Origin of the sequence: Stenotrophomonas sp. Y6, from assembly GCF_022436665.1 — a bacterium.
GTDB lineage: Bacteria > Pseudomonadota > Gammaproteobacteria > Xanthomonadales > Xanthomonadaceae > Stenotrophomonas > Stenotrophomonas acidaminiphila_A.
The window spans coordinates 261,359-283,693 of record NZ_JAKUKB010000004.1 but is presented as its reverse complement, the minus strand read 5'-3'; the positions used below and the strand labels follow the sequence as shown (position 1 = coordinate 283,693).

Genomic DNA, 22,335 nt, shown 5'->3' with positions numbered 1-22,335 from the left:
TGAAAAACTACTTCCATGCGGCGGCGTACGCTGTCGCCTTCCTCGTCCGTCAGGAGTCTCCCCATGCGTGTCGTTTCCCGTCCACTCCGCTCCGCGCTCGCCCTGGCACTGGCCGCCGCCGCCGTCCCGGCCATGGCGCAGTCGCCGTTTTCCAGGACCGTGTTCTTCGGCGACAGCCTGACCGACACCGGCTACTTCCGTCCCATCCTGGTGCAGGCCAATCCCAGCGCCTCGGTGGCGGGCCGCTTCACCACCAACCCCGGCTGGGTCTGGTCCGACTACCTGGCCCGGTACTACGGCACCAATGCCCTGCCCAACGGCAACGGCCAGGTGGGCGACAACTACGCCGCCGGCGGCGCCCGCGTGGGCGTGGATGTGCCCAATCCGCTGAGCCCGCTGCTGCCGCCGACACCGTCGCTCAAGACCCAGCTCAACCATTACCTGGCGGCCAACGGCGGCAAGGCCGATGCCAATGCCCTGTACACCGTGTGGGGTGGCGCCAACGACCTGTTCGCGGTGGCCGGCGGCGCACCGGCGCAGGCCACCATCGGCGCGGCGGTCGCCAGCCAGGTGGGCATGGTCGCCACGCTCAAGGCGGCCGGCGCCCAGTACGTGATGGTGCCGAACCTGCCCGACATCGGCCTGACCCCGTCCTCGCGCGCCGGCGGCCCGGTGGCGATGGCGCAGGGCACCGCGCTGGCCAAGGCGTACAACGATGCGCTGTTCGGCGGGCTCAAGCAGGCCGGCCTGCAGGTGATCCCGGTCGACACCTTCAGCATCCTCCAGGAAATCGTCGCCAACCCCGGCGCCTACGGCTTCAGCAACGTGTCCGGCACTGCGTGCCAGCCGCAGATCACCGCGCAGTCGCTGACCTGCACGCCGCTGAACTATGTCAGCCCGAATGCCGCCGACACCTATGTGTTCGCCGATGGCGTGCATCCGACCACCGCCGCCCACAAGATCCTCGGGCAGTACTCGATTTCGGTGCTCGAGGCGCCGCGCCTGCAGCAGGTGCTGACGCACTCGGCGCAGACCACCGGCCGTGCGCGTGCGGACCAGGTCGGCGGTCACCTGGCGGGCCGTCCGGCCGACGGCATGAGCTGGTGGGGCAACGTGCGCGGCGACATGCAGCGCTACGACCATGGCCGGCTGTACGACGGCATGGCGCCGGCCGGCCTGTTCGGCGTCGACTGGGCGCGTGATGGCAAGGTGTTCGGCGGGTTCGCCGGGTACGGCCGGATGGACGCGGACTTCGGCAACCGCATGGGCGATTTCACCCAGTCCGACACCACCCTGGGCGTATTTGCCGGTTGGTATGGCGAGCGCGCCTGGGTCAACGGGCAGGCCAGCTACAGCTGGCTGGGTTACGACGTCACCCGCAAGGTGCAGCTCGGCCCGGCCACCCGCGAGCACAAGGGATCGCCCGATGGCAGCAACCTGACCGCCGCGCTCAACGCCGGCTACGAGTTCGGCCAGCAGGGCGGCTTCCGCCACGGTCCGGTGGCGGGCGTGGTGTGGCAGAAGGTCAAGCTGGACGGGTACCTGGAGAGCAATCCCGGCGCCACCGCGCTGGGCTACGGCAACCAGGACGTGGACTCCACCGTTGGCCGCCTCGGCTGGCAGGCGCGCTTCGACGGTGGCAGCGTCCGTCCCTACGTGCAGGTCACCTACGACCACGAGTTCGAGGACGGCGGCAAGCAGGCCAGCGCCTGGCTGCAGACCATGGCCGACGTCGGCGCCTACAGGGTTCCCGGGTTGCAGTTCGACCGCAACTACGCCACCGCCGTGCTGGGCGCGCGGATGAGCCTGTGGGGGCTGCAGAGCAACATCGGCCTGAGCGCCACCACCGCGCAGAAGTCGGCGCGCGACGCCACCCTGTTCGCCACGTTCAGCGGCGGGTTCTGAGCCGGACGCGGGCGGCTGTGGACGGTGTCGTGTCGCGGCACCGTCCCTGCCCGGGGCTCCCGTCGAGGTAACGCGCTGCACGTTGGCATTGCGCGGCAGGCCCCGCTCCACATAGACTGCGCATCGCCGCGCGGGTGTAGCTCAATGGTAGAGCAGAAGCTTCCCAAGCTTACGACGAGGGTTCGATTCCCTTCACCCGCTCCATCTTCCAGGTGCCGCGCAGGCACCGAGGCGCCAGCCCAGGGCAGGGCGTGATGTGCCCGGCCTGACTTCCAGGCCCCGCGATGAAGCTCGCCATCCTCTCCCGCAACAGCAAGCTCTACTCGACCCGGCGTCTGGTCGAGGCCGCGCGCGCGCGTGGCCACACCGTGCGCATCCTCGACCCGCTGCGCTGCTACATGCGCATCAACGCGGGTGATTTCAGCATGCACTACAAGGGCCGGCCGCTGTCCGGCTTCGACGCGGTGATTCCGCGCATCGGTGCCTCCATCACCCGCTACGGCACCGCGGTGCTGCGCCAGTTCGAGATGATGGGCACGCGCACGCCCAACCCCTCCGACGCGATCCTGCGCGCGCGCGACAAACTGCGTGCGCACCAGCTGCTGGCCGCCAAGGGCATCGACATGCCGGTGACGGTGTTCGGCGACAACCCGGACGACACCCATGACCTGCTGTCCATGCTGGGGCCGCCGCCGCACGTGGTGAAGCTCAGCGAGGGCACCCAGGGGCGCGGGGTGATCCTCACCGAGAAGCTCAGTGCGTCCAAGGGCACGGTCGAGGCGCTGCGCGGCCTGTATGCCAATTTCCTGGTGCAGGAATTCATTGCCGAGGCCCAGGGCGCGGACCTGCGTTGCCTGGTGGTGGGCGACCAGGTGGTCGCGACCATGCGCCGGCAGGCCCAGGACGGCGACTTCCGCTCCAACCTGCATGCCGGCGGCAGCGCCGGCCCGGCGGTCTGCAGCCGGGCCGAGCAGCAGGTGGCGGTGCGCTCGGCCAAGGCCCTGGGGCTGGGTATCGCCGGGGTGGACATGATCCGCTCCCGGCGCGGGCCGCTGGTGCTCGAAGTCAACTCCACGCCCGGGCTGGAGGGCATCGAGAGCGTTTCCGGTGGCGATGTCGCCGGGCGGATGATCGACTACGTGGTCAACCTCAGGCGCTGAGCCCGGATTCCGAATTGCTTGCACCGTTTTAACGGGTCTTTAATTCCCCCGGCCCTACGCTGGCCCCACTGTGACCAGCCCTCCTCAGCGGGTCCGGTGATCGGGAATCTTCAGGCCCTGGCGGTGCTCGCCGGGGCCTTGTTTTTTGACTTGTTGCCGTCGGTGAGGCGCGCTACAGTCGAACGAATTACCAGACAGGAGGTTGGGGTATGAATCGGATGCTGTTTTTGGCTGCCTTGCTCGTGTTCCCTGCGATGTCCGCAATGGCGGCGCCCGTGGCGGAGAAGCCGTTGATGGAAGGGAAGCCTTATGCCGAGCAGCGCCTGCGCATCATGAGCGACCTGCAGGGAGGCGAGGTATACAGTGAGATCAGCGCGGAGAACCGTGCCCGCGTGGTTGACGCGCTCGGCCGCATCGATGCCCTGCTGGGAACGGGGGGGCATGCCAATCTTCCCGAGAAGGACAAGATAGCGGTTTTCAACGATCAGGATCTGGTCAATACCCTGCTGACCCAGGCGCGCGAAGACAGTCGCCTTGTCTGCCGCCGTGAACGCCCGGTCGGCAGCAACCGGCCACAGAACATCTGCATCACGGTGGCGGCCCGTCGGCAGGCGCGCGAGAACGGGGCTGATGCCCTGCGCGACCTGCGGATTTCGACGCAGAAGGTCGAAACCCCGTGACCGAAGGTCTGTCTTGCCCGGCAGCTTGATAGCCGGGCAACGGCAGGCGGCATGGTTGTTGCCGGCGTGCCGGCGCCACGCCCTTTCCGTGCGCTGAACGGTTTTAATGAAGCTGGAGCCACGGGCCGGGTATGCTCTGCTCTTCGGTAAATGACTGAGGTTCCCAGTGCGCATTCTCGTAATCGAAGACAACAGCGACATCGCGGCCAACCTCGGGGACTACCTCGAGGACCGCGGGCATACGGTGGATTTCGCGGCCGACGGCGTCACCGGCCTGCACCTGGCGGTCGTGCACGATTTCGATGCGATCGTGCTCGATCTGAACCTGCCGGGCATGGATGGCATCGAGGTCTGCCGCAAGCTGCGCAACGACGCGCGCAAGCAGACCCCGGTGCTGATGCTCACCGCGCGCGATTCGCTGGACAACAAGCTGGCCGGGTTCGACTCCGGTGCCGACGACTACCTGATCAAGCCGTTCGCGCTGCAGGAAGTCGAGGTACGGCTCAACGCGCTGTCGCGCCGCGGCAAGGGGGGGCACACCCGGGTGCTGGAAACCGGCGACCTGGAGTACAACCTGGACACGCTGGAAGTGCGCCGCCAGGGCAAGCTGCTGCAGCTCAACCCGACCGCGCTCAAGATCCTGCAGGCATTGATGGAAGCCTCGCCGGCGGTGGTTACCCGGCAGGAGCTGGAAACCCGGGTATGGGGCGAGGAGTTGCCTGACTCGGACTCGTTGCGCGTGCATATCCACGGCCTGCGTGCGGTGGTGGACAAGCCGTTCAACGCACCCATGATCCAGACCCGCCATGGCATCGGATACCGGATCGCCGCACCCGATGCCTGAAGCCGCATCGTCGGCGGTCGTCCACAGGCAGGGGCGCTATCGCCGCCGCCTGCGCAGCCGCATCATCGTTTCGTTCGTGCTGCTGGGCTTCTGCCTGACGGCGCTGTTCGCGTTCGCCACCAACTGGGCGCGCATGCGCGTGGAAAACCAGTTGGTCGAAGATGTGATGAACCGAAATCTGGACGCCTCCTGGCAGAGCTACATCCAGAGCGGTGGCCGCGAAGTGGTGGCGCCGGTGCAGCAGATGCGCGCGTTCCTCTATCGCCCTGACAAACTGGAAGGGTTGCGTCGCGATTATCCCGAATGGGAACACCTGCAGGACGGCATCCATAATTTCAGTGGTCAGGATGCCGACGGCAAGGCGTTTTCCTACAAGGTCGGTGTGCGCAAGACGGACGATGCCTGGTTTTTCGTCGCCTACGACATGAGCCAGTCGATGCGCGGCGAACAGCAGTTGAAGCGCGCGCTGGTCCTGTCCGTGCTGGTGTTCAGCCTGTTGTCCTGGGTGCTGGGTTGGTGGTCTGCTTCGCGGGTGATGCGCCCGGTGTCGGATCTCGCCGCCCGCCTGCAGGCCTACCGTGGCGGCAGCACTCATCCCGAACCCCTTGCACCGCGTTTCCCCGACGATGAGGTGGGGCAGCTGGCCGTGGCGCTGGACGACTATTCCGCGCGCCTGACCGAAGTGGTGCAGCGCGACCGTGAGTTCAATGCGGACGTGAGCCACGAACTGCGCACGCCGCTGGCGGTGATCCGTGGCGCGACCGAGCTGCTGCTCGCGCGTCCGGGCCTGGACGAGAAGGTGCTGCAGCGCCTGCAGCGCATCCAGCGTGCCGAGCAGCAGTGCAGCGATCTGATCGGCTCGCTGCTGCTGCTGTCGCGCAACGAGCGCGGGCAGGGCAGCAGCAACGTCGCCAAGGTCGCCGAGCAGCTGCTTGATGCGCACCGTGCGCAGCTCGGTGGCAAGCCGCTGGAGCTGGTGCTGGAGGGCGGTCGTGACCTGGTCATCGATGCGCCGGAAGCGGCGCTGTCGGTGGCGCTGGGCAACCTGATCGGCAACGCGGTGAAGTACACCCAGCAAGGCCAGGTCCGGGTCCGGGTGCTGGATGACGCGGTCGAAGTGATCGACACCGGCCCCGGGCTGAGCGAGAAGGATGCCGCGAGCCTGTTCCAGCGTGGCTACCGCGGTACCCACGCCGGCCATTCGCAGGGCGGCGGCATCGGCCTGTCCATCGTCAGCCGGCTGTGTGCGCTGTACGGCTGGCAGGTCAGCATCCGGCCGGGCGCCGAGCGCGGCGTGGTCGGCCGGCTGATTTTCGCCCCGGCGGGCTGACCGCCGCGGTGGCGGTGGGCGCTGGACGCGTCAGGGCGGCGTATTGCCGGCAGCCAGGCCCCGGTACAGGCGATCCAGTGCTTCCACCTGCGGCTGCAGGTGCTCCGGGTGCCCGTCATTGACGATCACGTCGTCGGCCAGCGCCAGCCGCTGCGCGCGGCTGGCCTGTGCCTGGATCATGCGCGTCGCCAGGGCGGCATCGATGCTGTCGCGCTGGAGCAGGCGGGCGTGGCGCACCGGCTCGGCGGCGTCGACCACCACGATCCGATCCAGCCAGGGATAGGCTGCGCGACCGCCGGCTTCAGCCAACAGCGGCACCGCGGCGATGGCATAGGGGCTGTCCGCGGCTTCGCAGATTTCTCGCACGCGGGCGCGGATGGCCGGGTGGGTGATGGCTTCCAGTGCCCGGCGTTCGGCGTCGTTGCCGAACACATGCTCGCGCAGCCGCGCCCGGTCGAGGGTGCTGTCGGCCAGCAGCATCGCGCTGCCGAAGCGGCGGCTGATCTGTGCCAGGGCGGGGCTGCCCGGCGCCACCACTTCGCGTGCGGCGATGTCCGCGTCGGCCACCGCGATGCCGAGTCCTTCGAAGCGCTTCGTGACCTCGCTCTTGCCCGAGGCGATGCCGCCGGTAAGCCCGACGATGAAGCGGCTCATGGGCCGTGGCCCGTGCCCAGCGGGTGGGCGGGACCGCGGGCCCGGATCACGCCAGGCCGGCCCACTGCCGGTAGGCGGCGATCATCGGATCGCCCCACATGAAGACCAGCCAGCCGGCGATGGCCAGGTAGGGGCCGAACGGAATGGGCGTGGCACGGTCGCGCCCGCGCGCGTACAGCCAGATCGAGCCGACGATGGCGCCCACCAGCGAGGACAGCAGGATGATCGGCAGGATGCCCTTCAATCCGCACCATGCGCCTAGTGCCGCCAGCAGCTTGAAATCGCCGTGGCCCATGCCTTCCTTGCCGGTGATCTGCTTGAACAGCCACCACACGGTCCACAGCGACAGGTAGCCAACCGCGGCACCGATCAACGCCGGTTTGGTGGGCATGTACAGATTGTCCATGCTGCCGATCAGGCCCAGCCACATCAGCGGCAGGGTCAACTGGTCGGGCAGCAGCTGGGTACGCAGGTCGATGCCGGACAACGCGATCAGGAAACAGGTCAGGACGATCGCGCCGAAACCCTGCCAGCCGAAGCCGAACTGCCACACGCTGGCCAGCACCAGCACCGCTGTCAACAACTCCACCAGCGGGTACTGGATGGAGATCGGCGCCTGGCAATGGCGGCAGCGCCCGCGCTGCAGCAGCCAGCTGAACAGCGGGATGTTCTCGTACCAGCTCAGTTTGTGCTTGCAGTGCGGGCAATGCGAAGGCTCCACCACCACGCCCGGCGGCGGCGGCTCGTAGATGTCCGGCTCGCCCAGGATCTCGCGCGCATCGCGCTTCCACTGCCACTCCATGCGCCTAGGCAGGCGCAGGATCACCACGTTAAGGAAGCTGCCGATCAGCAACCCCAGTCCGGCAGCGGCCGGGTAGCCGATGCCGGGATGCTGGTCGAGAAATGCCATGGGTCAATTATCCAACGACGGAAGCGAGCTTGAAGATCGGCAGATACATGCCAATGACCATGCCGCCGACGATCACGCCGATGAACACCATGATCATCGGTTCGATCAGGCTGCTCAAGGCATCCACGGCATTGTTCACTTCCTGCTCGAAGTACTCGGCGACCTTGAACAGCATGGTATCCAGCGCGCCCGCTTCCTCGCCGATGGCGGTCATCTGGATCACCATGTGCGGAAATACATTGACCTGCTTCATTGCCATGTTCACCGGGTAGCCCACCGCCACATCGTCGCGCATGTGCAGGACGGCTTCCTCATAGACCTTGTTACCGGTGGCGCCGGCGACGATGCCCAGCGCCTCGACCAGCGGTACGCCTGCCCGGAAGGTCACGCCGGTCGTGCGGGAGAATCGCGCAATGGCGCTGTTGTGCATGATCTGGCCGATCACCGGTACCTTGAGGATCAGCCGGTCCATGGTGTGCTGCATCCTGGGCGAGCGCTTGAGGGCGAAGACGAAGCCCACGACGGCGCCCACGGTCACGAGCAATATCAGCCACCACCAGCTGACCATGAAGCGGGATGCTGCCACGATCATCTGCGTAAAAATAGGAAGGTCGGCGCCGAAGCTGCTGAATACCTGTTCGAACTGCGGCACGACAAAAACCAGCAGGACCGCGCTGACGATCAGGGCTACGGCAATGGTCATGGCCGGGTAGAACAGGGCCTTCTTGATCTTGCCCTTTAGCGTTTCGATGTTCTCCTGGTAGTTGGCGATGGTCTCCAGCACGGTTTCCAGGACGCCTGCGCCCTCGCCGGCGCGCACCAGGTTGCGGTACAGCTCGTCGAACTGCACGGGATGCTTGCTGATGGCCTCGTACAGCGACGAGCCCCCTTCCAGGTCGGCACGGATCTGCCCCACGAGTTTGGCCATGCGCGGGTTCTTGTGGCCGCTGCTAATGATGTCCAGGGCGGTCACGATGGGCACGCCGGACTTCATCATCGTCGCCATCTGGCGACTGAAGAAGGCGATGTCCTTGGGTTTGATCGCTTTGCCGGATGCGCCGAACAGGGGCTTGGGCTTGGGTTTGACCACGGTCGGGGTGATGCCCTGCTTGCGCAGCTCGGCGCGGAGCATGTTGGCATTGCGGGCATCCTGTTCGCCCTTCATTTTGGCGCCGCGCTTGTCGGTCCCCTCCCAGACAAACGGCTGCATCTGGCTGGTGTTGCGTTCCACCGGCGGCTTGTTCACTGCGCTACGGGTCACGGACATCGTTCTTCTCCCCGTCCGGCCACTCCCCGGGCCGGACAATTCCTGCATGGTAGCGGGTCTGCGTGGGCGTGGCATCTCGCCCGTCGGCAAGCGTGGCCGCCGTCACGCTCCGGCGATACTTGTGGGCGAAGCAACAAGGAGCTGGCGGATTGGTGATGAAGTGTCGAGATGTGACGCGGCGCGTCACCCTGTTGTCTGGATCGCAGAATCATCATCCGGGGCTTTCCTTCTTCATGGATGCTGCCATCATGCGTACCGGGGACATGGCATGTGGCAGGCCATTGGCACGCAACCTGCTTTTCGACCCTTACGGGGGGCGACGGCCCTTCCGGTGCTCACAATCCAAACCTCTAGGGGATGTACAGATGAAGAAGATGCAGCAGGGCTTCACCCTGATCGAACTGATGATCGTGGTCGCGATCATCGCCATTCTGGCCGCCATCGCGCTGCCGCAGTACCGCAATTACACCCAGAAGTCTGCCAACGGCGCCTGCCTGGCGGAAGCGAAGGCTTACATGGGCACCGCTGTGGCCAACCTGGCCAACAGTTCGGCTGCCCCGGCTTTTAACGCCAAGGCATGTGCTGGCGGTACTGTGCCGACCGATGCCGATTACAATGGTGGCAGCAGCATTACCTTTACCAGCCAGACCAAGGGCAACGCGACCCTGAAGAAGGACGTGGAGTGCAATGCCGGTAGCGGTTCCTGCGACTACCAGTAAGCAATACTGGTTTTGCTTGAATTCGAAAAGCGCCGAAAGGCGCTTTTCGTTTGTTCAGATATTGAATCACTGGAACTGCATGCTGCCCATCACCCGTCGCTTCGTTGTTCTTTCGCTTCTGCCGGCGATACTCGCTTGTGGCGTGCTGCTGCCCGGTCTGGGCGGTGGTTTCATCTTCGACGACCTGCCCAACATCGTACGCAATGCAAACCTGCGCTTCACGGGAGGGGGGGTGGAGGATGTGCTGTACGCGGCGTACAGCTACAACGCCGGGCATTCGCGGGCGCTGTCGATGCTGAGCCTGGCGCTGGATCTCTGGCGCGGCGGGCCTGATCCCCAGGTCTTCAAATCCACCAACCTGTTCATCCATGCCCTGACGACGGTGGTGCTGGCGGTATTCCTGCGGCGGCTGTTGACGCTGGCGCAGTGGCCCGCCCGTCGTGCACTGGCTGGGGCCCTGATCATGGCCACCGTGTGGGCCATCCATCCCCTGCAGGTGTCCTCCGTGCTGTATGTGGTACAGCGGATGCAAACCCTGTGCACCTTGTTCGTGCTCGCCGCGCTGTGGGCCTATCTGGCCATGCGCCAGGCACAGATCCAAGGGGAGCGCAGTCGCCACTTCGGTCTGATGGCGCTGTTCTTCGGTGTTCTTGCCTTTGCCAGCAAGGAGGATGCCGTACTGTTGCCCGTCTACACGTTGGCATTGGAGTTGACGGTGCTGCGCATGCGGGCGGCATCGCCCGTGACCGCAAAGGTGTTGCGCGTCGGCTATGCCGGCTTTGCAGTGGTGGGGTTGGTGGCCTACCTGCTGGTCATCGTTCCACATTATTGGCATTGGGATGCCTACCCGGGCCGCGATTTCAGCAGCAGCGAACGCCTGCTCACCCAAGGCCGGGTGCTGGTGATGTATCTGTGCCAGATCGTATTGCCCTTGCCGCAGCTGCTTCCCTTCTACTACGACGACCTGGTCGTTTCGCGCGGCTGGCTGCAACCCGCCACCACATTGCCGGCCTGGCTCCTGTTGCTGGCCCTGTTGGCGTGGGCATGGCGCTGGCGCACCCGCGCCCCGGTGTTCTCCCTGGGCGTGTTGTTGTTCTTTGCCGGCCATTTCCTGACGAGCAATGTCATCAATGTGGAACTGGCGTTCGAGCACCGCAATCATTTCCCGCTGATCGGCGTGGTGCTCGCTGTCGGTGGGCTTTTCGTCATCGCATGCCAGCGTTGGGCGGTCCGCCCAATGATCATCGCCTTCATGCTGGGTCTGCTTCTCACGCTTGAGGCGGCGGCGACGTTGACGCGGGCTCATTCCTGGGGTGAGCCCATGCGGTTCGCACGTACCAGTGTGGCGATCAGCCCGGACTCCGCCCGCGCCTGGCTCGCGCTGTGTGGGGCCTATTTGGAGCGCACCGGCGGCAAGCAACATGCAGCGGGGATGCGGGAAGCAATCCAGGTCTGTGAGCGGGGGGGCGACCGGACCGGGTCGGCGCAGCTGCTCTCGAATGTGGTGATCTTCAAGACCCTGGAGGGAACCGTTGTGCCTGCCGACTGGGCGCGCTTCCTGGAGGCGCTGCGCAAAGGGGCGGCATATTCAAGCAATCAGGGAATTGCCCTTATAACGCTGGACAACCTGGATCGTGGCATCCCTCTTGATGAAGACGGTGTCATCCAGACGTTCGACCTTATCACCGAACATGCCATATTCCCGTCCGAGGCCTACCTGCGCATGGGGGGCTACATCTACAGCAAGAGCGCGCGGCCCGAGCATGCATTGCACTATCTGCGGCTTGCCGTGGAGGAATCCGAGCCGGACGATCCGCGTATCGACCTGATGCTCGCCCAGCTTGAGCAGGCCGGCCGGAAGGAGTGGGTCGAGCAGTTGGTCCGCGTTCGAGGGCAGAAAGAGTGATCCGGCCGGTACGTGGCTCCGGCCATGTTGGTACGGAATTTGCTTCATTTTCGGATGGGCGGGATGTTGTATGCGCATCCCATGCAGGGGACATACGAGAGAGACGGATGCATGAACAATCCACAGCGCGGTTTCACCCTGATCGAGCTGATGATCGTGGTCGCGATCATCGCGATTCTTGCCGCCATTGCTCTTCCGCAGTATCGCAACTACACACAGAAGTCTGCGAACACTGCTTGCCTTGCCGAGGCAAAGGCTTACATGACCACAGCCGTGGTGGAGCTGGCCGATTACACGTTGCCTGTGGCCTTCGTGCCCAAGGCGTGTGGCGCGGACACCAGCCTGGGGCTTGGGGTGGGCGATTTCGCCACGCCGCGCTCGGTGACGTTCAGGGCGCGTGCCAAGGGCAACAGCGCCGTGAAGGTCGACACCGAGTGCAATACGGGCAGCGGGCAGTGTGCGCTCAAGCCGTGACGCGTTGGCGCCGTGCCATTGCCTGAGCGCGGGCCAGCGGGGGTACTGGGTTGCGGAGTGTCATCCCCCGCTGGGCTGCCGTTTGCCGCCTCCGGCAAGCAGCCGTTCCCAGCATGCCGCCAATGCGGTGGCTGACAGATAGCGCTCGAAGTAGTCGTGCGACTGGCGTGCCAACTGGGCGCGCTTCTCCGGATCCTGTGCAAGCCGGGTGATCGCTTCGGCCAGCGCCTCCGGCGTCGCGTCGCAGGTGATGGCCGGGATCGGCGGACACCCGTCGGGGGTGCTGTAGGCGCGCTGGGTAATGATCGCCTTGCCCGCGGCCAGTGCCATGTAAAGTTTGAACGGCAATACGCGCGCGGCCTTGCCGTCGCCACCGAAGACGCCGAGACATATATCCGCGCGTGCCAGGTGCGTGGCGATTATGCCGGGGGGCTGCCATCCTCGCAGCCATGTCACAGCCGGGTTGTCCTGCAACCAGCGGGACGCTTCGTCGGCCTGCTGTCCATCGCCGATCAGGGTGAATTCAAGGGAGTCCTGCCTGCGCAGCTTGTCGATGGCTTGTGCGATGACCGTGGTGCCCTGGAGGGGCACGAACGTGCCGATGAAGACCACGTGGGTATTGTTGCCCGTTCCGCGCGCACCGTCACCGGCTGGCAGCAGCGCCGTGTCCAGTGCCAGCGGGAAGGCGTGGATACGTTCGAGCGGAACGCCGAACAGCCTGTGAATGTGCTGCGCATTGGCCTGCGTGTCGACGATGACGTGGGTCGCCGCCCCTAGTGCGCGAATCTCGGCGCGGAGCAGCAAGCGTGAGAGCCGTCCGCCGGCCACGCCCATGCCTCTGTCCTGGAAGAGCGAGTCCCAGAGGGTGATGTACGCATCGCAGACGCATCGCGGTCGCCAGCGGCGTGGCAGCCAGGAAAGCAGCCACAGCAGAAAAGCGCTGGGATAGGGAACATAGACCCAGTCGCCCGCTCTGTGCTGCAAGAGCAGCCGGCAGAGTGATGAGGCTGTGCTCCAAGTAATTCTTGCCAGCCCCGCAACCTTCTGCACATGCGTGCCGCGCGCCAATTTCCAGAGATGGAAGTCCGGCCGCAACCAATACGCGATTTCCTCGACCTGGACACCAAGGTGCGATTCGAGCATACGGATGGTTGCACGTGCATTGGGATATCCAGGGCCGTTAAGCGCAACGCCTGCAACCCACATGATGGAGCTTCTGCTCGAGCGTGACGAGAACGTCATGGTTTACGCCGCGCGGCAAGTCCGGCCACGGTGATCAGCACTTCAATGCCGATCGTGATCAAGCGAACCACCATCATTGCCGTCAGCAGCGATATATGCGTGTTCGCGGCCAGCAGGGAAATCACGGATTCCCGTACGCCGAGCCCGCCTGGCACAAGGAATGCGAGCATGCCCGCGAAAGTGCCGGTGAACAGATAAGCGCACAGCTCCAGTAGTGGTAGCTGCCGGACAACGCATGCGTAGGCGGCCAAGTAAAAGGGCATCGCGGCGGCGTAGAGGATCGCCGCACGTCGTAGGGCCGCGGGTTGCTTCACCCAGGCTGTCAGGCGAGCAACAAGCCAGACGGTGAGGACGGGCAGGAGAATAGTCGCTATTCCCAGTGCGTGATAACGGGACAACAACAAGTGCGCGCTGACGGCGATGGTCAGGCACAAGAGCATGGATAGAGCCTGCTCCAGTATTCCACTGTAGACGGCACTGTTGTGCAGACTGCCGAGCTGGCGCATCTGCAACCCGCGGCCGACGAGCTGCCAGATGCCCCCAGGTACGTACTTGGCCAACAGGCTTCGCCCCCAGATGCGCCGTGTGGTGGCTGGTGGCAAACCGCTGTCCAACGCTTCGCATAGTGCAACAAATCCTTCCCGATTGAGCAGGGTGTGGCACGCCATCAGCAGGGCACAGGCAATCAGTGCCATGGGCTCCAAGGCGATGGGTGCCGCATTCACTTGCGATAGTCCGCTGTTCAAGCTCCGCGCGGTGAAGGCTAGCGTGGCTATGGCGAGGCCATAACCAAGCAAGAGTCTCGCCCATGATCTCGGTCGCAAATCAGTCATCCGTCCTGTGCCAGCGGTGGAGATACTGGAAGGTGAAAAGCCCGCGGAAAGGCCAGAAATCAAGTGCTTTTGCGGGCACCATGGACCATGGGTGCGCCTCGAAAAGGCGTAGATTGCGCCGCTCCTGACGCATGTGCAGGCCCGCGGAGCGGCCGAGTTCGATTATGTTGGGGCGGGCGTAGAAGTGCAGGTGGGTCCGGTCATGAATACCGCGATCACGTTGCGGCCAGTATCCGAAGAAGTACAGGTCCACCAATGTCGAAAGATGGCGTACGTTGGGCAGGCTGGTTATGAGTTGCCCATTCCTTGCCAGCATCCTCGCAAGTTTCTTCAACGTACTTGCAGGATCGACCAAATGCTCAAGGACATCCGCGCAGATGATGAGATCAAAGGGGGGTTCGCTTGCAAGCGTTTCCAAGGTCTGGGGGTCATCCACAGATCCTTGGATGACCCGCGGGAAGTAGGTGCGTGCCAACGATGCCCGATCCGGGTCGGGTTCGATTCCCAAGGCATCGCAATGGGGGAAGCTGTCGCGGAGTTGCCTCCCCAGTAATCCAGCGCCGCAGCCAACGTCCAGTATCCGTGTTGGGGAGCCGGTAACGAGCCTCATTACGTCTGGGCGTCCTCCCGAGTAGCCCTGCATGCGCTCGCGCAAAGTTGCGACCGATAGTACGGACATGATCAGTCGTCACGCCGATAGGTAAGGTTGGTGATCTGCTCGGAGATCAGCCCGATCAGGAAGATGATGACCGCCGCGCTGAACAGCAGCGTGCTCATGTTGGTCAGCCGGTGCATCGTGGCGAAGGTATAGCCGTAATACCCGAGTCCGGTGAGGAAAAAGCAGACGGCGATCGGTGCGAACAGCTTCAGTGGCGAGTACAGCGTGGCGATCTTGAAGATGATCAGCAGGAAGCGGATGCCGTCCTTGATCGGGCGGATATGGCTGCTGGTGCCCACGCGCCGTGCGACCGGAATCGGCACGTAGGCCACCGGGTAGGCGCTGCGGAAAAACGCCATGGTGCTGGTGGTGGGGTAGCTGAAGCCATTGGGCAACAGGTGCAGGAATTCGCGGAAGCGCTCGGCCCTCACGGCCCGGAAGCCGGACGTGAGATCGTCGATGCGATGGCCGGTCATGTGGCTGGCGAGGCGATTGTAGAAGCCGTTGGCCAGGCCGCGGTGCAGGTTGGCCTGGCCGCTGCGGTCGCGAGCCCCGACCACCATGTCGTAGCCCTCGTCCAGCTTGGCCAGCAGGGCGCCGATGTGCTCGGCGCTGTGCTGGCCATCGGCGTCCATGAACACCAGTATCTCGCCACTGGCGGTGCGTGCGCCGCGCTTGATCGCCGCGCCATTGCCCATGGAGTAGGGGTGGCTGACCACCCGGGCGCCGTGGCCGGCCGCAATGGTGGCGGTGGCGTCGGTGGAGCCATCGTCGACCACGATGACCTCCGCCAGCGGCCAGGCCTGGCGCAGTGCCGGCAGGGTGCGCTGCAGCCCCTCGGCCTCGTTCTTCGCCGGCAATATGATGCTCAATCGCTGCACGTTCTTTACCCGTCGTTCTCCCCGGCGGACATGGTAGCGGGAACCTGCCGCCCTGGGATGGAGCGGGTTCTCATTCCTTGTGCTGGGGCCATCGGCATAGAATTGTGTCCTTGCCGTTGCCATCCACCGGGGTGCCCGTTGAAAGCTCTTGTCTGCGGCGGCGCCGGCTATATCGGCAGCCACATGGCACGGTTGCTGGCGGCGCATGGCCACGAGGTGGTGGTGCTGGACGACCTGTCCACCGGGCACGCAGAGGCGGTGCAATGGGGGCGGTTGATCCAGGCCGACGTGCTGCACCCGCCGTCGCTGGAGGCCGCATTCGCCGGGCAGCGGTTCGACGCCGTGTTCCATTTCTGCGCGCGCTCGCTGGTCGCCGAGTCGATGGTCCGGCCCTATGACTACTACGCCAGCAACGTGGTCGGCACCCTCAACCTGCTTGAGACGATGCGCCGGCACGGGGTGCGGCGGCTGGTGTTCTCCTCGAGCGCGTCGGTGTTCGGTCACCCGGTCGCCGGCATGGTCGACGAGGACCATCCCGCCCGGCCGATCAACCCGTACGGGGCGAGCAAGCTGATGGTCGAACGCATCCTGGCCGACGCGGCGACGGCCTACGGGCTGGATTCGGTGGCATTGCGCTACTTCAACGCGGCCGGCGCGACGGCCGATGCGTGCATCGGCGAGTCGCACGCCTGCGAGACCCACCTGATTCCCAACGTGCTGCGTTCGGTGCTCGGGAGCGGGCCGGCGCTGAAGATATTCGGCGGCGACTATCCCACGCCCGATGGCACCTGCATCCGTGATTACGTGCATGTCGAGGATCTGGCGCAGGCGCACCTGCTGGCGCTGGATTACCTGGATGCCCATCCGGGCGCGCATGCGTTCAACCTCGGCAACGGGCGCGGCTTTTCCGTGCGCGAGGTCATCGCCGCAGCGTCGGCGGTCACCGGGCGCGCCGTGCCCTGGGAGATGGCGCCGCGCCGTGCCGGCGATCCGGCGGTGCTGGTCGCTTCAAGCCGGCGGGCGCAGGCGGAACTGGGCTGGTCGCCGGCCTGGACCGACCTGGAGGCCATCATCGACAGTGCCTGGCGCTGGCATCGCACGCAGCCCTGGTGAGCCGGCGTTGCGGCGCGTTGGTCAATAGGTGACCACCCGCACCGGCTGCAGGCTGCCGGCGTCGAGCACCACGCGGCCGGCACCGTGCCGGGCCACGATCGGCAGGCTGCGGAACGGGGTGTCTGCCGGGTTGGCAGCGGGCTGGCCGTCGGCGGTGCTGGGCGTGGCGTTGAAGGCCAGCCGCGGTACGACGTCGGCGTAGGGCACGTACCACGCCGGCTTCCGCTCCCGTTCCCTCCCGGTATCGAGGAAGGCGGCGAGCGCGGAGTCGTGGCCGCTGCGTGACGTTCCCGGTCGCAGGCCCACCAGCCGTGGCGCGCCCCATGCCAGCCGCGACCAGCGGGGATCGCTGGCCCGGCCCAGGTCGGATGCCTCCACCTCATTGGCCAGGACCACGGCCAGGCGCATGTCGCTGGCGACCACGAATGCCGGCCGGGTCTGCCACAGCATGTGCAGCCCGAAGAGCAGGAACGCCAGCTGCAGCAGGCCGATGATGGCCAGATCCAGGCGCAGGCTTGCCTTGCCGGGCTTGAATGCGACCAGGGTCAGCAACGGCCCGGCGGCCATCTGCGCACCCAGCAGCAACCCCAGCAGCGGCAGCACCCCCGAGATGCGGTACAGCCCCCAGGGGTGCCATAGCGGCACGATGATGGCGGCGATCGCGGCGACCAGCACCAGGCTGGCCAGGGCATGCACGGCGGCGGCTTTCCAGCGGGTCATGGAAGAATGGGGGCAGGGGGAAGGCGCCATGTCCAATGGCGGGGGGGTCTGGACGGACGTGTTGGATGGCGTCCGGTGTTGCGGCTTTCCTGCCCTATGCCTGGGAGATCAGCATATCGATCGCGCCGATCAGCGTGTTGGCGTGAGCCGACAACGAGTGCACGGGTTTGCCCAGTTTGCTGGCCGGCACCGACACCATCTCAAGTGGGTGCAATACGCATTGCTTGTGCTCGATCACGAAGATCGGGTTCAAGGTGGCGTGGTGGATGTCCGGGAGCGCTGTACGCAGTACCAGCGGAACCACCATCCTTCGGTGATATCCGCCCAAGGAGGGCGATTGCACATCCACCACGTAGGGAATCGCCGGGTTCCTGCCTGGATTCTCGAAGACGTCGTACTGGGCCATCAGAGCGTGGAGAACTCGTCGGCGATGGAGCCGTGGCGGTTGTTGAAGTCGTTCCAGACATCCGTCGATTTCTTCAGGCGCTCACGGTCGTTGCGCAATTCAAGGGTCTTTCGTTCGACAAAACTTGCCAGCATGGCTTCCACCTCGGCGGACAGGTTCGTGGTCAGGTTGCGGGCCTGGGCGACCAGATCCTGATTCAGGGACAGATTGACCGGGCGTTTGGGGGCAGTGGTGTCGTAGAGGGCAAGCATTGGAATTTTCTCCGGCCTCATGCGCATTATATGCGCATCGGCGTTGTGGGCAACGCATCGCGCCTTACCCAAGGCGTCCGCCATCCCGCTTCCCCCCGTACAATCGCCCAACTGTCGTCCATGCCGGGGAACACCATGAATACAGCCGTCGCCGCCAATCTCGTGGGCATCACCGGGATCGCCCGCCGCCTGGTGCAGGACGGTGCACTGGACGAGACCGCGGCGCGCAACGCGATGGCGCAGGCGGCGGCGGCCAAGGTGCCGCTGGCGCAGTGGCTGGCCGAGAAGAAGCTGGTCAACGCCGCGCAGCTGGCCGCGGCCAATGCGGTCGAGTTCGGCATGCCGCTGCTGGATGCCTCGGTGTTCGACGCCAACCACAACGCGATGAAGCTGGTCAGCGAGGAGCTGCTGCGCAAGCACAACGTGCTGCCGCTGTTCAGGCGTGGCGGCAAGCTGTTCATCGGCACCAGCAACCCGACCCAGTCGCTGGACGAGATCAAGTTCCATACCAACCTGGTGGTCGAACCGATCCTGGTCGATGAGGACCAGATCCGGCGCACGCTCGACCTGTGGGTGGCGAGCAACGAAAGCCTGACCGGCGGGCTGGGCGACGACGAAGAGGGCATGGGCGACCTGGACGTCGCCGCCGGCGACGAGGACATGGGGGGCGGTGGCGATACCGGCATCGACGCCAAGGGCGACGACACCCCGGTGGTCAAGTTCGTCAACAAGGTGCTGGTGGACGCGATCCGCCGTGGCGCCTCGGACATCCACTTCGAGCCGTACGAAGACGACTACCGGGTGCGGTTCCGCATCGACGGCCTGCTCAAGACCGTGGCCCGGGCGCCGGTGAAGCTGCGCGAGCGCATTGCCGCGCGCCTGAAGGTGATGTCGCAGCTGGACATCGCCGAGAAGCGGGTGCCGCAGGACGGCCGCATCAAGCTCAACCTGTCCAAGACCAAGCAGATCGACTTCCGCGTGAGCACGCTGCCGACGCTGTTCGGCGAGAAGATCGTGCTGCGTATCCTCGACGGCAGCGCGGCCAAGCTGGGCATCGACAAACTGGGTTACGAGCCGGTGCAGCAGAAGCTGTTCCTGGACGCCATCCACAAGCCGTACGGCATGGTGCTGGTGACCGGCCCCACCGGTTCGGGCAAAACGGTGTCGCTGTACACCGCGCTGGGCATCCTCAACGACGAGACCCGCAACATCTCCACCGCCGAGGACCCGGTTGAAATCCGCCTGCCGGGCGTGAACCAGGTGCAGCAGAACAACAAGCGCGGCATGACCTTCGCCGCGGCGCTGCGCTCGTTCCTGCGCCAGGATCCGGACGTGATCATGGTCGGCGAAATCCGTGACCTGGAGACCGCGGAGATCGCCATCAAGGCGGCGCAGACCGGCCACATGGTGCTGTCCACCCTGCATACCAACGACGCGCCGCAGACCATCGCGCGCCTGATGAACATGGGCATCGCCCCGTACAACATCACCTCTTCGGTCACCCTGGTCATCGCCCAGCGCCTGGCGCGACGCCTGTGCGCCAACTGCAAGAAGCCGGCGCACCTGCCGGACAATGCGCTGCTGGCCGAGGGGTTCACCCAGGAGCAGATCGACAAGGGCATCCAGCTCTACGAGCCGGTCGGCTGCGATGAGTGCACCGAGGGCTACAAGGGCCGTACCGGTATCTACCAGGTGATGCCGATGACGGACGAGATCGCCACCATCGTGCTGCAGGGTGGCAACGCGCTGGACATCGCCGAGGCCGCGCAGAAGATCGGGGTCAACGACCTGCGCCAGTCGGCCCTGCTCAAGGCCGCGCAGGGGATCACCAGCCTGACCGAGATCAACCGCGTCACCAAGGACTGACCCGCCCCGGGCGCCCCCCTTCCGTCCACGGAAGCCGGCGCCAGTTGCGAGGCCAGGCGGCCGGTCGGGGGGTGTTTCCGGGCTTGGCCCGGGCAGCCCGGGCCGCTGCTGCCGGCCTGTCCCGGGACAGCCACCGGCCACCCCGGTGACGGGTGCCCGGAAGCCCGCCGGGGCGGCCCTCCCGGGGCCCTCGAAGGCAGTTCCACCGCCGGCCATGATTGCGCTACGCTGGCGCGGCACGTGTCGGTCCAGGGCAGCCAGGTCTGGGGGGAAGGGGCATGAGCGGTAGCGCATGGTCGGGCGAAGACAGGATGTTCGAGTTCCGCCAGGAACTGGTCGATGGTGGCCAGCCGCCGGACAGTCCTCCTTTCACCGTGTTGAGCGTCGATGACGATCCCGGTTTCCAGCAGTCGCTGCGCATGGCGCTGTCCGATTTCCGTTTCAACGAAAGCCCGCTGCGGCTGCTGACGGCGTCATCGTCCAGCGAAGCGCGCGACGTGATGGCCGCCAACCCGGGCATCTCCGCGATCCTGCTCGACGTGGTGATGGAGACCGACGACGCCGGCCTGCAGCTGGTGCGCGCGGTACGCGAGCAGCTGGGCAACTCCGAAGTACGCATCGTGCTGATCACTGGGCAGCCGGGCATGGCGCCGCTGCGCAAGACCCTGCAGCAGCTGGACATCAGCGAGTACTGGCTCAAGACCGATCTGTACCGCGAGCGGCTGCAGGGCATCGTCACCGGCTCGCTGCGGACCTGGAGCGAGATCCACGCGCTGGCGCGGGCCAAGCGCGGCCTGAAGCACATCGTGCAGGCCGGCAGCCGCCTGGCCGGGCTGCGCGACCCCGACGATTTTTCGCGCCAGCTGCTGTGCGAACTGGCGGCATTGCTGGAAGTGCCGCTCGATGGCCTGGTGTGCGTGCACGACGGTTCGGCCGACCTGCCGGTGTCCGAGGCGATGGTGACCGCAGCCGATGGCGGCTTCGCGACGCTGCAGGGGTGCCGCGTGCAGGACATCGCCGACCCCATGGTCCGCGACCTGCTGCTGGACGCGTTCACCCGCCGCTGCAGCATCGGCATGCCGTCCAGCCAGGTGCTGTTCCTGGATGGCGGCGGCACGGTGGCGCCGATGGCCATCTACCTGGCGACCGAGCGTTCGCTCGACGCCGAGGAGCACGAACTGCTGCAGGTGTTCGTCACCCATGCCAATGCCGGCCTGGTCAATGTCGACCTGGCGGCGCGGCTGGAGCGCGTCGCCTATCGCGACAGCCTGCTGGACATCCCCAACGGCAATGCCCTGCGCCGTGACCTGCGGCAGGTGCTGGAGCAGCCCGGGCGCTGTGGGCAGAGCCTGCTGGTGGTCGACCTGGGGCAGTACAGCGACGGCAGCCTGGCACTGGGGCCGGAGCAGGGCGACCTGCTGCTGCAGCGCATGGCCGACCGCCTGGCACAGATGTATCCGCCGCCGTGCAGCATCGCGCGGCTGCACGAAGGCACCTTCGCGGTACTGGGCCCGTCCGCGCACCTGGCCTCCGATCCCGTCGATGCGCTGGAACAGAGCGAAGACACCGGTGAGCTGCCGTTCCTGCGGGTCGATGCGGCACGGGTGGATCTGGACCAGTACCGCGGCGGCGCGGGCGGCGCGGTGGCCGCCGGCCTGCTGCTGGTCACCCGGATCCGTGCCAATGGCGGGCACGGCGTGGCCGAATACCAGGTCGAGAGCGAGCAGGAGAACCTGTGCCGCTTCATGGAGTCGCGCGCGCTCTACCGGGCGCTGCGCGAGGACCGCGTCGGCATTGCGCTGCAGGCACAGGTGGATCTCGAGACCGGGGCCATCGTCGGCGCCGAGGCGCTGGCCCGCTGGACCGAGGACGGACGCCCGCAATCGCCGGCCAGCTTCATTCCGGTAGCCGAGGCCAGTGGCCTGATCGTGCCGCTGGGCGGGCGCGTGATCGAACTGGTCTGCGAGGCCCTGCGGGCGATGGAGCAGGCGGGTTTCCCGGACATCCCGCTGTCGGTCAACGTGTCGCCGCTGCAGCTGGGCCGTCGCGAGTTCATCGAGGAACTGGCCGCCATGGTGGCGCGCCACGGGATCGAGCCGCGGCGGATGGAGATCGAGATCACCGAGGGCGCGGTGATGAGCGATTACCAGGATGGTCGCGAGCTGCTGGCGCGCCTGCGCCGGCTCGGCTTCGGCATCGCGGTGGACGATTTCGGGACCGGCTATTCGTCGCTGCGCTACGTGCATTCGCTGCCGGTCACCCGGCTCAAGCTGGACCGGCAGTTCACCGCCGGCGTCGGCGAACAGGGCGAGCAGGGCGAGGGCGCCAACGTGGCGGACATGATCATCACCCTGGGCCACCGGCTGGGCCTGGACATCGTCGCCGAGGGCGTGGAAACCCCCGCCCAGGTCGAATGGCTGCGCCGCCACGGGTGCCCCTGCGCGCAGGGGTTCCTGTTCGCGCATCCCGAACCGGTGGGGGACTTCATCGCGCGCCTGCGCGGCCAGGGCTGAGCC

General features: G+C 66.0%; 20 protein-coding genes, 1 tRNA gene and 1 pseudogene. 12 read left to right on the top strand and 10 right to left on the bottom strand.

Annotated features, from left to right (window positions below; all coding sequences use genetic code 11):
• Positions 1–63: 63 nt before the first annotated feature.
• The 6 genes from MKP15_RS07060 to MKP15_RS07035 all read left to right on the top strand — a co-directional run bounded on the left by MKP15_RS07060 (position 64) and on the right by MKP15_RS07035 (position 5,919).
• Positions 64–1,905, top strand: coding sequence for an autotransporter domain-containing protein (locus MKP15_RS07060; protein ID WP_240212231.1), 1,842 nt, complete (start codon positions 64–66; stop codon positions 1,903–1,905).
• A gap of 130 nt (positions 1,906–2,035) precedes the next feature.
• A tRNA-Gly gene (locus MKP15_RS07055) sits at positions 2,036–2,109 on the top strand.
• Between the two features lie 80 nt (positions 2,110–2,189).
• On the top strand, positions 2,190–3,065 hold the full coding sequence (gene rimK, locus MKP15_RS07050; protein WP_161613382.1) for a 30S ribosomal protein S6--L-glutamate ligase: 876 nt from the start codon (positions 2,190–2,192) through the stop codon (positions 3,063–3,065).
• A gap of 209 nt (positions 3,066–3,274) precedes the next feature.
• Positions 3,275–3,745: a hypothetical protein gene (locus MKP15_RS07045; protein WP_240212230.1), complete on the top strand. Its 471-nt coding sequence runs from the start codon at positions 3,275–3,277 to the stop codon at positions 3,743–3,745.
• A 166-nt stretch (positions 3,746–3,911) separates the two neighbouring features.
• Positions 3,912–4,589: a response regulator transcription factor gene (locus MKP15_RS07040; protein WP_054667261.1), complete on the top strand. Its 678-nt coding sequence runs from the start codon at positions 3,912–3,914 to the stop codon at positions 4,587–4,589.
• On the top strand, positions 4,582–5,919 hold the full coding sequence (locus MKP15_RS07035; RefSeq protein WP_240212229.1) for a HAMP domain-containing sensor histidine kinase: 1,338 nt from the start codon (positions 4,582–4,584) through the stop codon (positions 5,917–5,919). Before MKP15_RS07040 ends, MKP15_RS07035 begins: the two co-directional genes overlap by 8 nt.
• A 30-nt stretch (positions 5,920–5,949) precedes the next feature.
• On the opposite strand, the gene coaE is transcribed toward MKP15_RS07035, so the two are convergent.
• The 3 genes from coaE to MKP15_RS07020 are packed head-to-tail and all read right to left on the bottom strand — an operon-like array spanning position 5,950 to position 8,750.
• Positions 5,950–6,573: a dephospho-CoA kinase gene (gene coaE / locus MKP15_RS07030; RefSeq protein ID WP_240212228.1), complete on the bottom strand. Its 624-nt coding sequence runs from the start codon at positions 6,571–6,573 to the stop codon at positions 5,950–5,952.
• 46 nt (positions 6,574–6,619) lie between these two features.
• Entirely contained in the window at positions 6,620–7,483 is an 864-nt protein-coding gene (locus tag MKP15_RS07025; protein WP_104939414.1) for an A24 family peptidase, read from the bottom strand.
• Between the two features lie 7 nt (positions 7,484–7,490).
• Positions 7,491–8,750, bottom strand: a complete 1,260-nt coding sequence (locus tag MKP15_RS07020) for a type II secretion system F family protein (RefSeq protein WP_240212227.1) — start codon at positions 8,748–8,750, stop codon at positions 7,491–7,493.
• Between the two features lie 365 nt (positions 8,751–9,115).
• On the opposite strand from MKP15_RS07020, the pseudogene MKP15_RS07015 reads away from it, so the two are divergent.
• From MKP15_RS07015 to MKP15_RS16970, 3 genes and pseudogenes are all read left to right on the top strand, one after another.
• Positions 9,116–9,226: pseudogene (locus MKP15_RS07015) on the top strand (prepilin-type N-terminal cleavage/methylation domain-containing protein); the annotation flags it as partial.
• Positions 9,227–9,548: 322 nt separating this feature from the next.
• Complete coding sequence (locus MKP15_RS07010; RefSeq protein ID WP_240212226.1) at positions 9,549–11,375, top strand: hypothetical protein; 1,827 nt, start codon at positions 9,549–9,551, stop codon at positions 11,373–11,375.
• A 111-nt stretch (positions 11,376–11,486) separates the two neighbouring features.
• A complete protein-coding gene (locus MKP15_RS16970) occupies positions 11,487–11,849 on the top strand; it encodes a prepilin-type N-terminal cleavage/methylation domain-containing protein (protein WP_104940248.1) in 363 nt (120 codons plus the stop codon).
• A 60-nt stretch (positions 11,850–11,909) separates the two neighbouring features.
• On the opposite strand, the gene MKP15_RS07000 is transcribed toward MKP15_RS16970, so the two are convergent.
• From MKP15_RS07000 to MKP15_RS06985, 4 genes are all read right to left on the bottom strand, one after another.
• Positions 11,910–13,055: a glycosyltransferase gene (locus MKP15_RS07000; protein ID WP_158681882.1), complete on the bottom strand. Its 1,146-nt coding sequence runs from the start codon at positions 13,053–13,055 to the stop codon at positions 11,910–11,912.
• Positions 13,056–13,087: 32 nt separating this feature from the next.
• Positions 13,088–13,786, bottom strand: a complete 699-nt coding sequence (locus MKP15_RS06995) for a hypothetical protein (RefSeq protein ID WP_240212225.1) — start codon at positions 13,784–13,786, stop codon at positions 13,088–13,090.
• 130 nt (positions 13,787–13,916) lie between these two features.
• A complete protein-coding gene (locus MKP15_RS06990; protein WP_158681881.1) occupies positions 13,917–14,534 on the bottom strand; it encodes a class I SAM-dependent methyltransferase in 618 nt (205 codons plus the stop codon).
• Between the two features lie 71 nt (positions 14,535–14,605).
• On the bottom strand, positions 14,606–15,463 hold the full coding sequence (locus MKP15_RS06985) for a glycosyltransferase family 2 protein (RefSeq protein WP_240212224.1): 858 nt from the start codon (positions 15,461–15,463) through the stop codon (positions 14,606–14,608).
• A 138-nt stretch (positions 15,464–15,601) separates the two neighbouring features.
• Here MKP15_RS06985 and galE point away from each other — a divergent pair, with 138 nt between their 5' ends.
• Positions 15,602–16,576, top strand: coding sequence for a UDP-glucose 4-epimerase GalE (gene galE / locus MKP15_RS06980; protein WP_240212223.1), 975 nt, complete (start codon positions 15,602–15,604; stop codon positions 16,574–16,576).
• Positions 16,577–16,597: 21 nt separating this feature from the next.
• Here the strand turns inward: galE and MKP15_RS06975 are convergent, their stop codons facing one another.
• The 3 genes from MKP15_RS06975 to MKP15_RS06965 form a co-directional block, all read right to left on the bottom strand.
• Positions 16,598–17,296, bottom strand: coding sequence for a hypothetical protein (locus MKP15_RS06975; protein WP_240212222.1), 699 nt, complete (start codon positions 17,294–17,296; stop codon positions 16,598–16,600).
• 94 nt (positions 17,297–17,390) lie between these two features.
• A complete protein-coding gene (locus MKP15_RS06970) occupies positions 17,391–17,702 on the bottom strand; it encodes a CcdB family protein (protein ID WP_240212221.1) in 312 nt (103 codons plus the stop codon).
• A complete protein-coding gene (locus MKP15_RS06965; protein WP_240212220.1) occupies positions 17,702–17,953 on the bottom strand; it encodes a type II toxin-antitoxin system CcdA family antitoxin in 252 nt (83 codons plus the stop codon). The genes MKP15_RS06970 and MKP15_RS06965 overlap by 1 nt, the downstream gene beginning before the upstream one ends.
• Before the next feature lie 135 nt (positions 17,954–18,088).
• Between MKP15_RS06965 and pilB the strand changes: the two genes are divergently transcribed.
• A complete protein-coding gene (gene pilB / locus MKP15_RS06960) occupies positions 18,089–19,819 on the top strand; it encodes a type IV-A pilus assembly ATPase PilB (protein WP_104940247.1) in 1,731 nt (576 codons plus the stop codon).
• A gap of 278 nt (positions 19,820–20,097) precedes the next feature.
• Positions 20,098–22,332: an EAL domain-containing protein gene (locus MKP15_RS06955; RefSeq protein ID WP_240212219.1), complete on the top strand. Its 2,235-nt coding sequence runs from the start codon at positions 20,098–20,100 to the stop codon at positions 22,330–22,332.
• The last annotated feature ends 3 nt before the right edge of the window (positions 22,333–22,335 follow it).